This is a genomic window from Gilliamella sp. B2911, from assembly GCF_026536965.1.
GTDB classification, from domain to species: domain Bacteria; phylum Pseudomonadota; class Gammaproteobacteria; order Enterobacterales; family Orbaceae; genus Gilliamella; species Gilliamella apicola_E.
Genome location: NZ_JAFNNA010000002.1, coordinates 186,143 through 201,178, shown reverse-complemented (window position 1 = coordinate 201,178; position 15,036 = coordinate 186,143). Strand labels below are relative to the sequence as shown.

Here is a 15,036-nt window from a genome sequence, read left to right as displayed (position 1 = left end):
AGCATACTGATCCTAATAAATATTTTTCTTTAATTAGTTGTGGTCTCTTTTTGCTTAAATCCAATGTTATTATTACCAAAACATTTTTCGTAAGCGATGCCAGATAATTCCTCAACCACTTTTCGTGTTTCAGGCGTAACATCTTCCATTTTGCCACCTTGTCGAATGCGAGCAACTTCATTGATAATAATAGAATGGGTAGAGTGATCGAGCTTCATTCTCCAAGCAAAAAATGCCCCAATTAATGCCATTCCTACAACGCCGTATAAAATAATACCATTAATAGCATCAATTGCGCTTTGTGGCTGTATATGTGATTTCGATTCAAAGCCATAAGCACTTAATATCATACCAAGCACAAAAACAATTGAAGCGCGAACTAGTTTACCTGCCATGGTCATAGCTCCTGCATATACCCCTTCACGACGTCGATTAGTTACAACTTCATCTACATCAGCTAAGAATACATATACACTCCAAGGAATATAGTAAACACCACCAGTACCCAAACCAAACCAAATTGTAATACCCACTACAATCCAAGTGATATGAGGCAGATTAAAGTAATAAATACCGACATAACCAATCATCGATGAAATAACGATGAGTAATGCGATAATAAATGGTTTTTTGAAGCCCTTCTTAGCACAATACATCATAAAAAATGCGGTTGAAACCAACTGACAAATACTACTTAATGAATTCATTGAAGCAACAAATGAACGAGGTTCACCTAAACTAAATACGATGAAATAGGTAAATACCGCTGTAAATAACCATTCAGCACCAAATCCAAATAGATACATTCCTAAATGCGTTCTAAAAGTTTTAACACGGAATGTTGACAAGATATCGATAAAAAGCTTTTTAATTGCTTCAAAAAAGCTATGTACAGATTCATCTTTTACTTCTTCTTTAGGTTTTTCCCAACTATTACAATAAAGCAAAATCAAAGCTAACATCATGATAGAGGCATATGTGATCCCAGTTAATAAAAATGGAGTTGCTGATTCCTTACTATAGAAATAAAAGAATACGCCAGGTATTGCCGCACCTAAGAAATTAGCTACTTTACCAAACATTGCTTTTGAACCAGTTAAATAAGTACGTTCTGAAAAGTTAGATGTCATTTCTACAGGTAACGTATTAAATGGAATCATGATGCTGGTATAAATAATCTCAAATAAAATATATGTTACTAAGTAATACCAAAATCCCATACCATCAATCCATAACATAGGATAAATGACCATTAGCGGAATACCAATCAAAATAAAAAATCGACGTCGCCCAAAGCGTTGCCCTATTTTAGTTTGATAGAAATTATCTGTAATAAAGCCCATCAATGGATTCAGTATGACATCCAAATAAGTAGCGATGGAAAAAATCAACGCAGCTTGCACCACACTTAATCCACAAAAAGTGGTATAAAAATAGAGAAGCCAAGCACCACTAATTGCTAATGCACCACTACCAATTAAATTACCACTGCCATAAGAAAATCTTACTAACCATGTAATTTTATTCTTTTTTTCCTTACTCATAAAAGATACCTATAATATTTAAAAAAAACGATCCCTCGCATCAAGTCCCGAAGGACTTAATGACGTGGATATTTATTCTTGGATTTTTATCTATAGAGTTACGCCACTTTTCAAAATGGCTAAATTTCTAAAGTTGTTAATTTCGTTACGAGTTTTTTTCCCGCTAGCAATAAGAACGATATAGTCAATAAACTCTATCAACAAAGATTGCATAGAAACTCCTTGTATAAGTTTACCGGCATTAAAATCGATCCAATTGGCTTTCTTATCAGCTAATTGTGTATTAGTCGCAATTTTGACTGTTGGCACAATACCGCCATATGGAGTGCCTCTTCCTGTGGTGAAAAGCACCATATGACATCCAGCTGCTGATAAAGCACCAGTAGCTACTGCATCATTACCAGGTGCGCTTAGTAAATTTAATCCATGTCTAGTTAACATTTCACCGTATTTAAGAACATCAATAACTTCACTACCACCCGCTTTTTGCGTACAACCTAAAGATTTTTCCTCTAAAGTTGTAATGCCACCAGCCTTATTCCCAGGAGAAGGGTTTTCATAGATTGGTTGATTATTTGAAATAAAATATTGTTTAAAATCATTGATCATGTGTACAGTCTTGTCGAAAGTCGACTCATCAATACAATGTGACATCAAAATGTTCTCAGCACCAAACATTTCTGGTACTTCAGTAAGAACACTTGTTCCACCATGAGCAATAACATAATCAGAAAACAGACCAAGCATTGGATTAGCTGTAATACCTGAAAAACCATCAGAACCACCACACTCCAATCCAAATTTCAATTCACTTAAATGCCCTACTTCACGTTTATCCTGCTTCATAATGGCATAAAGTTCTCTTAAATGAACCAATGCTGATTCAACTTCATCGGTTTCTTGCTGAGCGATTAAAAATCTAACTCGAGATTCATCATATTCACCTAAACTAGCCTTAAATTCTGAAACCTGATTATTTTCACAACCAAGTCCGATGACCAATACAGCACCAGCATTAGGATGTTTAACTAAATTTTGTAAAATTGTCTTAGTATTTTGATGATCTTGTCCAAGCTGAGAGCAGCCATAAGGATGTTCAAGTACAGTTATACCATCAATTTCTAATTGATTATTTAACTCATCACAAAACTGTTTAACAATTTGTTCTGCTATCCCGTTTATACAAGTTACAGTTGGAATAATCCAAAGTTCATTACGAATACCAACTTCACCATTTTTACGTCGATAAATTTGTACTTCCTTATCGGCAATCTCATGTAACAGATCATTTTTCGATAAAGTAGGTTGATATTTGTAATCATTAATATCACTTAAATTGGTTTTTAAATTATGAGAATGAATATGCTCTCCAGCTTTAATTAAACGAGTAGCATGACCAATTGGTAAGCCATATTTAATAATATTTTCATCTTGCTCAATATCGATAAGGGCAAATTTATGCCCTTGTTTAATAGGATCTTTTAGATCAATTATCTGTCCATCAACGACGATATTTTCTTCATGTGCTTCTAAATCAGATAATGCCACACCGACATTATCTTTATTGTTTATTTTTATATATTTAACCATTGAATCACTCATGTTATTTGCTACCATTAACACATTTTTCAATTGCTTGACGCATTCCCTCTTCGGTTATGACGGTTAAATATTGTGTTAACGTTTGCGCTAATTGAGGAATAGTTAATAGATCATGCTCCCAATGAGCCGTATCTCCTAAAACAACTTTGATTAAATCCTCTAATGAGCTTTTCCCTTCTGCAATGGCTGCCCAACTATTACTGAAGCGTTCTAACCAGATTGCATCATCTTGTAACGGATAACTTTGTCCATTACGCACACCACGATAAAATGCGATCAATGCAGCAAAAGAGAACACCAAATGTTTAGGCAATGTTCCTTTTTCTTTCTGATAATTAATTAATTGAGGAAGAATACGTGTTTTAAACTTAGTCATACTGTTTAAAGCAATTGACATCAACTGATGTTCAATAAATGGATTTTTAAAACGACTAATAACTGATTGAGCAAAATCAACCAATTCTTGATGAGGTAAATCTAAAACAGGGATAATTTCATCAAAAATGGTTTCTTTTATATAAGATAAAATCTGAGCGTCATTCATTGATTCGCCAACAGTATCAATACCTGATAAATAAGCAACAGGAACTAATGCAGTATGAGCACCATTTAAAATAGCTACTTTACGCTCTTTATACGGTTTAATATCATCAACAATTTTGATGTTCATATTGCATTTATCAAGGCATAATTTTTCAGCTAGCCATTGCGGTCCTTGAATAACAAATAGATAAAAATATTCCGCTGAATCAATAAAGTTATCTTTATAACCTAATTCAGTCTCAAGCTCAGCGATTTGTGCTTTTGGGTATCCTGGAACAATTCTATCTACTAAAGTTGAGCAGAATAAATTATCATTTTCAAGCCAATTGATAAATTGGTCTGACAAGTTCCACTGATTCGCATATTTAAGTACTAATTTTTTAAGTGCATCGCCGTTATAATCAATTAATTCACAAGGAATAATAATCAAACCACTTTCTTTACTGCCGGCAAAGTGAACAAATCTTTCATATAAAAATGCAGTCAATTTTGCTGGATAACTCGTTGCAGGTTTATCTGTTAATTTGTCACTTTCAACATAACTAATACCAGCTTCGGTAGTATTTGAAAAAATAAACTGAATATTCGGATCTTTAGCTAACTCAAGATATTCATCATATTGAGTATATACATTGATTTCGTTATTAACTGAACGAATCAATCTAAACTCTTTCACTGTTTCATTTTGTTCATTTAAACCACGAACAAGCGTTGTATACAACCCATCTTGAATACTTAATGATGGTGGGAAGTCCGTATTTAACGGACGAACCACAACAATACCAGCATCAAGATCAGTTTTTTCATTAAGAATATCTAACTGCCAATCTAAAAATGCACGTAAAAAATTACCTTCGCCAAACTGAACAACACGTGTCGTATATTTTGCACCCGGAAAATCATTTCTGTTTAATGTTTTCATTACTCTAACTCTTCTTTAATTAATCTAATCACAACGACTTAATGCTTTTTAGCTTAGTTCAATACCAAAATAGTTTTTAGCATTATCAAAACTAATATTTTTAACCATTTGACCTAATAATTGGATATCACGTGGTGCTTCGCCATCTTCAACCCAGCGTCCAATCATTCGACATAAAATACGTCTAAAATATTCATGGCGAGTGTAAGATAAGAAACTACGACTATCGGTTAACATACCAACAAAACGGCTTAATAATCCAAGTTGAGCAAGCTGTGTCATTTGACGAATCATGCCGTCTTTTTGATCATTAAACCACCATCCTGAACCAAATTGCATTTTTCCTTGAATACCTGCTCCTTGGAAGTTACCAATCATCGTACCAAGAATTTCATTATCAGAAGGGTTTAAACAATACAAAATCGTTTTTGGCAATGCATCTTGTTTTGCTTGAGCATCTAATAGACGAGAAAGTGGTTGAGCAATAGGTGAATCATTAATAGAATCAAACCCAACATCAGGCCCCATTAAATTAAACATTCTTGAATTATTATTACGCAATGCACCTATATGATATTGTTGAACCCATTCACGTTTGTTGTATTCAACACCTAAGAAAATAAGTACAGCAGTTTTAAATTGAGCAACTTCTTTAGCGGTTAAAACTTCGCCAGATAAACGTTTAGTTAAAATGGTATCTAACTCTTTTTCAGTAGCTTCTTCATAAACAACTGTATCTAATGCATGGTCAGAAATCTTACAACCATGAGCAGCAAAATGATCCATACGTTTTGATAAAGCCTGACAAAGCGCTTGGAATGATGAAATTTCAACATCGGCTACTGCAGAAAGTTTTTCCATATATGCCGCAAAGAATTCTGAATCAATATTGAATGCTTTATCTGGACGCCAGCTTGGTAAAACTTTAACATCAAATGAACTATCTTCTGCAATAGTTTTATGATGAGCTAAATCATCAATAGGATCATCTGTTGTACCTGCCATCTTAACATTCATTTTTTTCATGATGCTACGAGCTGTAAACTCTGGAGTCGCTAACATCTCATTACAAGTATTCCAAATTTGCTCTGCTGTAGAAGGTGATAATAGAACGTTATCAATACCGAAAGGACGACGAAGCTCTAAATGAGTCCAATGATATAAAGGATTACCAATAGTATGAGGAACAGTTTCTGCCCAAGCCTTGAATTTGTCTAAATCACTAATATCAGTACCAGTACAGAATTTTTCTGCAACACCATTGGTACGCATTGCACGCCATTTATAATGATCACCTTTTAACCAAATATCATATAAATTCTTGAATTGATAATCTTTAGCAATTTGTTCCGGTGGTAAATGGCAGTGATAATCAAAAATTGGCTGATCAGCAGCAAAATCATGATAAAGCTGACGAGAAAATTCGGTATCTAGTAAAAAGTTTTCAGTTAAAAAACTCATTTTATTCTCCATAAATAGTAGTTAACTATTAAAAGATTACAGGAAAATACATCCTGTAATCTTATTAATTTATTGATTAATTTTGATCTGATGATGGTTCTTTCAAAATAGTCCAAACCGCTAAGGCAGCTAAAAGATCTAAACAAGATAAAATTACAAATAAAGGACTAAAGCCAACAGTATCAGCAAGTGCACCAACAATAAGTGCAAAAATAGTACTAGCTAGCCATGCAGCCATGCCGGTAAATCCATTCGCTGTTGCCACTTCATTACGGCCAAATACATCAGACGATAAAGTAATTAATGCTCCTGATAATGCTTGGTGAGCAAAACCACCAATACAGAATAAAAAGATAGCAACATAAGGACTTGAAAATAGACCTATCAGACCAGGTGCAATCATAAGCACACCACCAACCGTCACTACCATTTTTCTTGAATTAATTAAGCTTACTTTAAAATGTTTTTGGAAAAATGGTGACATATAACCACCAAGAACACATCCAACATCAGCAAAAAGCATTGGCATCCAAGCAAAAATAGCGATTTGTTTCAAATCAAAACCATAAGCTGTGAACATGAATAATGGAATCCACGCATTAAAGGTACCCCATGCAGGCTCTGCTAAAAATCTTGGTAAAGCAATTCCCCAAAAACGGCGGCTGGTTAAAATTTTACTCGCTGGTAATTTTTCATTATTTGAAGTTTGATGACTTGCTTCTTGACCAGATAAAATATATTTTTTCTCTTCTTCAGAAAGACGTTTCTGTTTTGTAGGGTGACGATAAAGGATTAACCAAAAAATTCCCCAAATAAAACTTAATAAACCACACAATATAAATGCCCATTGCCAGCTATGGAACCAAATTGCCCATGCAACTAATGGTGGTGCGATCATGGCCCCCACTGATGAACCTAAATTAAACCAACCAACCGCGATCGACCTTTCTTTTGCCGGAAACCATTCACTAGTCGCTTTAAGTCCCGCAGGGATCATTGCTGCTTCTGTTGCACCAACAGCACCTCGAGCAAAAGCCAGTCCGATCCAACTACCTGAAAATGCGGTACTAACACAAAATACTGACCACAAAATAGCAAAAACCGCATATCCCGCTCTCGTGCCTAACAAGTCCAAAATATATCCGGCAACTGGTTGCATAATGGTATAACAAGCTGAATAAGAAGCTACCACATATGAATATTGCTGCGTTGTTAATCCCATTACTTCATTAAGAACTGGGGCGGCTACCGCTATCGAATTTCGCGTAAGATAACCAAGAATTGTCCCTACAGTGACTAATGCTATCATATACCATCGTAGGTTTTTTATCGTTTTGTACATCTTTAATTGCTCCTAAATATATAGATATTTTGGCGCATAATAACATGCCTGACAACTAAAAAAGTTGACATACATCACAAAAATGAACTATATCCCTAATAATTAAAGGGATATTTTTTAAACTAAAAAGTTTGTAACTAAAAAATTTAATTAAAAAAATTGGAACAACATTATTTAATTTGAAGCAATTAGATGTTATTTTAAAAGTCTAAAAAAACTTAAAGGATTTATGCAAAATTCATCATGACCCAAGAACAGCACGAGTATCAAAGACTTTATCAAGTTATCGCAACTGAACTTAAAAACCGAATTATTGACGGCATTTATCCAGTAGGAAGCAAATTACCATCTGAAAGATTGATATGTGAAGAACTAAAAGTAAGTCGTTCAGTTGTCCGTGAAGCTATTATTATGCTTGAAGTTGAAGGTTATGTTGATGCAAGAAAAGGCTCTGGAATTCATGTTATAGCTAATAGTTTACAGACCAATATTCTAACCTCACAGAAAGGATTAAATTTTTCTACGACAGGACCATTTGAATTATTGCAAGCCCGCCAACTTATTGAAAGTAACATTGCCGAATTTGCAGCAACACAAATTACTAAAGACGATATCGTCAAATTATTAGAAATTCAACATAATGCTAAAAAAGAAGATCATTATCGTGATTCTGATTGGGATCTAAAATTCCATACACAGATTGCCATGATCACACGGAATACCGCTTTAATTACTATCGTTCAAGAAGCTTGGCAGCAAAGAACATTAAACCCATTATGGAAAAAACTTCATGAACATGTACAACAACAAGACATTGAAAGCTGGTGGGATGAACATGACAAAATATTAGATGCGCTAATTAATCGTGATCCCAAAGCGGCTAAGTTAGCCATGTGGCAACATCTAGAGAACACAAAAAAAATGTTATTTGATGCTGCTAGCGAAGATTTTGAAACAAAACGAGATCACTATCTATTTTCAGATAACCCCGTTATTAGTATTAATGAAAATGAGTAGATTCTATTAAAGGCAATACACTTTGCGCCATTACGCAAAGTGTATTAATTCGCAAAAGTTAAATAATTAACTATTGTTTAAACTATTAACGCTGATCATCAACCGTTACTCCAGCTGGTGGAGTAAACTTAAACTTATCAAGTGCTACCTTACCTAGGGTTTGACGAGATAAATCATAAAAACTACGCTGACCATCCTCTTCGATAATCGTAAAATTTGAAATCATCCCAGTAGGCAAAACAGAAATAACAAAATCTTGGTTAGAACCATCAGTTGGTTTCAATGTAAAAGAGTCTTGTTTACGTGTAACAGTATATGCATTCCAAATAGGATTATGACTATCCGTAATCAAAAGCATTAAACGATTATCCACCGATTTTTTTAAGCTCATTACACTAACTTGTTCAACGGCAGGAGTATAGACCCACATGTTACGCCCATCTGAAATGATTGACGTCTCGTCTGGCTCAGTCATTGTCCAATTAAAGTAATAAGGCCTTGTTACCCACAAATCACCTTTACCTTGTTGAACTGGTTGTTTATCGGCTGTTTTCACATCTTGTGAAAATCGAGCATAAAACCCATCAATTTTAGCTAATCGCTCTTGCAACACCTCTTTATCACCAGCCCATGCTGCACAGCTTGTCATTAACCCAATTAAAATTAAAAACTTCTTCATTACCAATCCTTATGCATTTTGTTTAATACAATAAATTAAACAATCATTTTAATTTAGTTCAAAATATTACCGTTTTTCTGTTAGCTGTGAAAGATATTTTCTTTTCTTTTTCACTTATCAGTTAAGCAGTATATAATAACTGTATTTTGTAAATTTGGATGGTGTAGCATGCCTAGTCTCTCTTTTGAATTTGGGTCAGATGAATTTAAACCTTTAGCGGCAAGGATGCGTCCACGTAATTTATCTGAATATATAGGTCAAAGCCAACTACTTGGTGAAGATAAACCTTTGCCTAAAGCAATTGAAGCAGGTCATTTACATTCTATGATCCTTTGGGGACCACCCGGAACCGGCAAAACCACTTTAGCAGAAATTATTGCGCATCATGCTAATGCTAAAGTAGAACGAATTTCAGCAGTAACTTCAGGGATTAAAGATATTCGCGAAGCGATTGAACGCGCCAAAATTAATCAACAATCAGGAGTAAGAACCATTTTATTTGTTGATGAAGTTCATCGTTTTAATAAAAGCCAACAAGATGCTTTTTTACCTTATGTCGAAAATGGTACTGTAACCTTTATTGGCGCTACCACTGAAAACCCCTCTTTTGAGTTAAATTCAGCATTACTATCCCGTGCCAGAGTCTATCTGCTTAAATCATTAACTAATGAAGATATTGAGCAAATTTTACAACAAGCGATGGATGATCCGGAACGTGGTTATGGCAACCAAAAAATTACGCTACTTGAGGAAACCAGAAAACAGATTGCCGAATTTGTTGGTGGTGATGCAAGACGCGCACTCAACACGCTTGAATTGCTGGTTGATATGTCTGATGGAAAACCATTAACGCCTGAATTACTAAAAGAAGTCATCGGCGAACGTAGTGCAAGATTTGATAATCAAGGTGACCGTTATTATGACCTAATCTCGGCGGTTCATAAATCAATTAGAGGATCTGCACCTGATGCAGCACTTTATTGGTATGCAAGAATCATTTCCGCCGGTGGAGATCCGCTATATGTCGCTCGTCGATTATTGGCTATTGCATCAGAAGATATCGGTAATGCCGACCCAAGAGCAATGCAAGTCGCTTTAGCAGCATGGGACTGTTTTACTCGAGTTGGACCAGCAGAAGGCGAACGAGCTATCGCACAAGCAATTGTTTACCTAGCATGTGCACCTAAAAGTAATGCGGTTTATCTTGCATTTAACCAAGCGATGAAAGATGCAACATCCAAACCTGACTATGATGTTCCAGAACACCTACGCAATGCGCCAACCAGTTTAATGAAAAATTTAGGTTATGGTGCACAATATCGTTATGCACATGATGAACCTAATGCCTATGCAGCTGGTGAAAACTACTTTCCTCCAGAAATGGCCGACAGCAAATATTACCACCCAACACAACGGGGTGCTGAGAAAAATTACTCGGAGAAACTGGCTTGGTTGGAAGCACAAAATAAAGCTAGCACAAATCAGCGCTACAAAAAGAATTAGATTGAATATATTAATAGTTAACAAAAGTTCTTGCTTGAGCAAACATGTTGACTGATATTAAATTGATCAAACTAAATCATGCATGTTTAAGCAAACTTTTTGGTAAATTTGTAAATACCTAAAAAATTGATTCACTGATAGGTAAATGAGAGATCCTTAGCAAAGGCTTATCCTAGTTCTTGAGCATATTTAATTAAAATTATATTTGGGAGATAGCCTTAAACAGCTATTATGCTTTATATCCTTATAAAGCTAAATAGCATTATAAAAGCAAATCTCAAGATAAAAATGGATAATATATAGCTAAATATATAGCTCAATAAACGAATTAGATTCATATTTATGATATGAATTTCGAGTTGTAATTATAGATAGGTAGATCTTATCATTCCCCAATATCTCATTTAGTAAGTAACTACCTATCATTGCCTTTTTTGGCAAAAAAAGTTCATATTTCTAAATATCACCCGTAGTCATTGATTTTCGTCAATAAATTAAAGATCACCGCTTATTAAATACACTATATATAGTAATAAAATGATTAATAGGCACTATATATTGTATATTTTGATAAATATCAATTATTATAATCACCATTAAAAACCACAAAAATGGATGGAAAATGAATAAATCAATACTAGTCACAAAACGTGATGGAAAAAAAGAACCTATAAACCTAGACAAAATCCATAAAGTCATTACATGGGCAGCTGAAGGATTAGAAAATGTTTCGGTTTCTCAAGTTGAATTACGTTCGCATATTCAGTTTTATGATGGTATTCGCACTTCCGACATTCATGAAACAATCATTCGTGCAGCAGCGGATCTTATCTCTCAAGATGCACCAGATTACCAATACTTAGCTGCTCGATTAGCGATATTCCATTTACGTAAAAAAGCCTATAACCAATTTACCCCCCCACCGCTTTATGAACATGTAAAAAAACTTGTTGCCAGCGAACGTTATGACAAGCATCTTCTTGAAGATTATAGCCAAGAAGAGTTTGAACAAATGGATAAAATTATCGATCACTGGCGTGACATGAACTTCTCTTATGCAGCGGTTAAACAACTTGAAGGTAAATATTTAGTTCAAAATCGAGTGACTGGGGAAATTTATGAAAGCGCCCAATTCCTATATATCTTAGTGGCAGCATGTCTATTTGCAAATTACCCTAAAAATAGTCGACTAGATTATATCAAACGATTCTATGATGCCGTTTCGACATTTAAAATCTCACTACCCACGCCAATCATGGCGGGTGTTCGTACCCCGACTCGTCAATTTAGTTCTTGTGTGCTAATTGAATGTGATGACAGTTTAGATTCTATCAATGCCACTGCAAGTGCTATCGTAAAATATGTTTCTCAACGAGCTGGTATCGGTATTAACGCGGGTCGAATTCGGGCATTAGGTAGCTCTATTCGTGGTGGCGAAGCATTCCATACTGGTTGTATCCCATTTTATAAGTATTTCCAAACCGCGGTTAAATCTTGTTCGCAAGGTGGTGTTCGTGGTGGCGCGGCTACCGTATTTTATCCAATTTGGCATTTAGAAGTTGAAAGTTTATTAGTATTACGTAACAACCGAGGTGTTGAAGAAAACCGCGTTCGACATCTGGATTATGGTGTACAAATCAATAAATTAATGTATCAGCGCCTCATTAAAAATGAAAACATTACACTATTTAGCCCATCAGATGTACCAGGGCTTTATGATGCGTTTTTCGCCGATCAAGACAAATTTGAAGCACTTTATCATCAATATGAACAAGATGTTAATATTCGAAAACGCGTAGTAAAAGCGGTAGAACTCTTCTCATTATTAATGCAAGAACGCGCATCGACTGGTCGAATTTATATACAAAATGTTGATCACTGTAACACGCATAGTCCGTTTAATGCACAACTTGCGCCGGTACATCAATCTAATTTATGTATGGAAATTGCGTTACCAACCAAACCACTTAATAATGTCAATGACGATAAAGGCGAAATCGCACTTTGCACCCTATCTGCCTTCAATTTAGGTAAAATCGAATCGCTTGACGATTTTGAAGAACTTGCCGACTTAACTGTTCGAGCCCTTGATGCATTACTTGATTATCAAGATTATCCTGTTCCTGCGGCTAAAAACGCATCACTTAATCGCCGTACGCTTGGTATTGGTGTGATTAATTATGCTTATTATTTAGCAAAACATGGCGTTAAATATTCTGACGGCAGTGCTAATAATTTAACGCATCGTACTTTTGAAGCGATGCAATATTATTTATTAAAAGCATCGAATAACTTAGCCAAAGAAAAAGGCGCCTGCCCACTATTTAATGAGACGACTTATTCACAAGGGATCTTACCTATTGATACCTATAAACAAGATCTCGATACAATCACTAAAGAGCCACTACATTATGATTGGGAGTCTTTACGTGAATCAATAAAAACTCATGGTTTACGTAATTCAACTTTATCAGCATTAATGCCTTCTGAAACATCATCCCAAATCTCCAATGCCACTAACGGTATTGAACCTCCACGTGGTTATATCAGCATTAAAGCGTCCAAAGATGGCATCTTAAAACAAGTTGTACCTGAATATAATAAATTAAAAGATTTATATGAATTACTTTGGCAAATTCCAAATAATACAGGTTATCTGCATTTAGTAGGCATTATGCAGAAGTTCATTGACCAATCAATTTCGGCAAATACTAATTACGATCCAACCAAATTTCCGAATGACAAAGTACCAATGAAACAACTTTTAGCTGATTTACTAACTGCTTATAAATACGGTGTAAAAACCCTTTATTATCATAATACACGTGATGGTGCTGAAGATATTCAAGGTGATATTGAACTCACATCAAGTGATGATGGTTGTGAAGGCGGAGCATGTAAAATTTAATTGCCCTGTTTAGCACTATAACAAAAGTATAGGGTAACGATAAGTTATCCTTACTATTCCTACTTTTTCCAAATATTTAGTGAAAAAGTAAACAAAATTAGGAGTTCGACTATGAGTATGAATTACAGCACCTTCTCACACGTCCATAATGATCAACTTAAAGAACCAATGTTTCTTGGTCAACCGGTGAATGTTGCTCGTTATGATCAGCAAAAATATGAAATGTTCGAAAAATTAATAGAAAAACAACTTTCTTTCTTTTGGCGCCCTGAAGAAGTCGACGTTTCACAAGATCGTATCGACTATGCGGCTTTACCTGAACATGAAAAACATATCTTTATTAGCAATTTAAAATATCAAACATTGCTTGATTCAATACAAGGACGAAGCCCCAATGTTGCCTTACTTCCCCTAATATCTATCCCTGAACTAGAAACATGGGTAGAGACTTGGTCGTTCTCAGAAACTATCCATTCTCGTTCTTATACGCATATCATCCGCAACATCGTCAATGATCCTTCTGTAGTGTTTGATGATATTGTTACCAATAAAGAGATCCAAAAAAGAGCTGGTGATATTGCGGGTTACTACGATGACCTAATTAGCTACGCAAGTTATTACAACCTATTTGGTGAAGGTAAACACACTATCAATAATCGAACCGTCACTATCGACTTGCGTGAACTTAAAAGACGACTTTATCTCTGCTTAATGAGCGTTAATGCCCTTGAAGCTATTCGTTTTTATGTGAGTTTTGCTTGCTCATTTGCCTTTGCAGAACGAGAATTAATGGAAGGTAATGCAAAAATAATCAAATTGATAGCTCGTGATGAAGCGCTTCATTTAACTGGTACTCAATTTATGATCAACACCCTAAGAAGTGGTGAAGACGATCCTGAAATGGCCGAGATCGCCAAAGAGTGCGAACAAGATTGTTATGACCTGTTCTTACAAGCAGCCAATCAAGAAAAAGAGTGGGCAGAATACCTATTTGAAGGTGGTTCAATGATTGGATTAAATAAAGATATCCTTTGCCAATATGTTGAATACATCACCAATATTCGTATGCAAGCTGTTGGGCTTAAATTACCATTTGAAGTAAAATCCAACCCAATTCCTTGGATCAACAATTGGCTTGTTTCCGATAACGTACAAGTCGCACCACAAGAAGCAGAAATGAGCTCATATCTTGTTGGTCAGATTGACTCAGAAATCAGCGAAGATGATTTAAGTGATTTCAAATTATAATTGATAGTAGCTTGCATGGATTGAAAAAATAAAACTGTGCAAGCTATGTTTAATTATTCGCAATCAGTGCCAAACTAAACATTTATCATTTTAATAAATTTAAGTAATTTAGTTCTTCCAAATTTATCTACCCTATTCTTAAGATTAAATAAAATATCAGCAAATGGTATAGACTCCTCAATTATTTTTACACAAAGTATCAAATTACCTTATTCATTAAGTATGAAATGAACTAAGTCATGATTTATTAATACTTATTCTAAGTAA

10 protein-coding genes are annotated in these 15,036 nt (G+C 35.0%); 4 read left to right on the top strand and 6 right to left on the bottom strand.

The genetic code is table 11. The features are described 5' to 3' along the window. Nucleotides 1-29: 29 nt before the first annotated feature. The 5 genes from J3U27_RS02915 to J3U27_RS02895 form a co-directional block, all read right to left on the bottom strand. Nucleotides 30-1,544 (bottom strand): MFS transporter, encoded by a 1,515-nt coding sequence (locus J3U27_RS02915; protein WP_267338815.1) that lies wholly within the window; start codon nucleotides 1,542-1,544, stop codon nucleotides 30-32. A 90-nt stretch (nucleotides 1,545-1,634) separates the two neighbouring features. Beyond that, nucleotides 1,635-3,134 (bottom strand): UxaA family hydrolase, encoded by a 1,500-nt coding sequence (locus J3U27_RS02910; protein ID WP_065734743.1) that lies wholly within the window; start codon nucleotides 3,132-3,134, stop codon nucleotides 1,635-1,637. 13 nt (nucleotides 3,135-3,147) lie between these two features. Beyond that, nucleotides 3,148-4,611, bottom strand: a complete 1,464-nt coding sequence (locus tag J3U27_RS02905; protein WP_267338814.1) for a tagaturonate reductase — start codon at nucleotides 4,609-4,611, stop codon at nucleotides 3,148-3,150. Between the two features lie 48 nt (nucleotides 4,612-4,659). Further along, on the bottom strand, nucleotides 4,660-6,072 hold the full coding sequence (uxaC, locus tag J3U27_RS02900; RefSeq protein WP_065734722.1) for a glucuronate isomerase: 1,413 nt from the start codon (nucleotides 6,070-6,072) through the stop codon (nucleotides 4,660-4,662). 76 nt (nucleotides 6,073-6,148) lie between these two features. Continuing rightward, nucleotides 6,149-7,414, bottom strand: a complete 1,266-nt coding sequence (locus J3U27_RS02895) for an MFS transporter (protein ID WP_065734723.1) — start codon at nucleotides 7,412-7,414, stop codon at nucleotides 6,149-6,151. Between the two features lie 243 nt (nucleotides 7,415-7,657). Between J3U27_RS02895 and exuR the strand changes: the two genes are divergently transcribed. Further along, on the top strand, nucleotides 7,658-8,431 hold the full coding sequence (gene exuR / locus J3U27_RS02890; protein ID WP_065734724.1) for a transcriptional regulator ExuR: 774 nt from the start codon (nucleotides 7,658-7,660) through the stop codon (nucleotides 8,429-8,431). A gap of 85 nt (nucleotides 8,432-8,516) precedes the next feature. On the opposite strand, the gene lolA is transcribed toward exuR, so the two are convergent. Further along, nucleotides 8,517-9,110, bottom strand: coding sequence for an outer membrane lipoprotein chaperone LolA (gene lolA, locus J3U27_RS02885; protein ID WP_065563669.1), 594 nt, complete (start codon nucleotides 9,108-9,110; stop codon nucleotides 8,517-8,519). 168 nt (nucleotides 9,111-9,278) lie between these two features. Between lolA and J3U27_RS02880 the strand changes: the two genes are divergently transcribed. The 3 genes from J3U27_RS02880 (at nucleotide 9,279) to nrdB (ending at nucleotide 14,769) form a co-directional block, all read left to right on the top strand. Further along, entirely contained in the window at nucleotides 9,279-10,613 is a 1,335-nt protein-coding gene (locus J3U27_RS02880; RefSeq protein WP_267376798.1) for a replication-associated recombination protein A, read from the top strand. Nucleotides 10,614-11,235: 622 nt separating this feature from the next. After that, a complete protein-coding gene (gene nrdA, locus J3U27_RS02875) occupies nucleotides 11,236-13,521 on the top strand; it encodes a class 1a ribonucleoside-diphosphate reductase subunit alpha (RefSeq protein WP_267376797.1) in 2,286 nt (761 codons plus the stop codon). Nucleotides 13,522-13,638: 117 nt separating this feature from the next. Further along, nucleotides 13,639-14,769 carry a class Ia ribonucleoside-diphosphate reductase subunit beta gene (gene nrdB / locus J3U27_RS02870; protein WP_065563756.1) on the top strand — a complete coding sequence of 377 codons (1,131 nt, stop codon included), beginning with the start codon at nucleotides 13,639-13,641 and terminating at the stop codon, nucleotides 14,767-14,769. Nucleotides 14,770-15,036: the final 267 nt, after the last annotated feature.

Coding starts and splice junctions, on each gene's coding strand:
- J3U27_RS02915 (WP_267338815.1), bottom strand. CDS start 1,544: ATGAGTAAGGAAAAAAAGAATAAAATTACATGGTTAGTAAGATTTTCT.
- J3U27_RS02910 (WP_065734743.1), bottom strand. CDS start 3,134: ATGGTTAAATATATAAAAATAAACAATAAAGATAATGTCGGTGTGGCA.
- J3U27_RS02905 (WP_267338814.1), bottom strand. CDS start 4,611: ATGAAAACATTAAACAGAAATGATTTTCCGGGTGCAAAATATACGACA.
- uxaC (WP_065734722.1), bottom strand. CDS start 6,072: ATGAGTTTTTTAACTGAAAACTTTTTACTAGATACCGAATTTTCTCGT.
- J3U27_RS02895 (WP_065734723.1), bottom strand. CDS start 7,414: ATGTACAAAACGATAAAAAACCTACGATGGTATATGATAGCATTAGTC.
- exuR (WP_065734724.1), top strand. CDS start 7,658: ATGACCCAAGAACAGCACGAGTATCAAAGACTTTATCAAGTTATCGCA.
- lolA (WP_065563669.1), bottom strand. CDS start 9,110: ATGAAGAAGTTTTTAATTTTAATTGGGTTAATGACAAGCTGTGCAGCA.
- J3U27_RS02880 (WP_267376798.1), top strand. CDS start 9,279: ATGCCTAGTCTCTCTTTTGAATTTGGGTCAGATGAATTTAAACCTTTA.
- nrdA (WP_267376797.1), top strand. CDS start 11,236: ATGAATAAATCAATACTAGTCACAAAACGTGATGGAAAAAAAGAACCT.
- nrdB (WP_065563756.1), top strand. CDS start 13,639: ATGAATTACAGCACCTTCTCACACGTCCATAATGATCAACTTAAAGAA.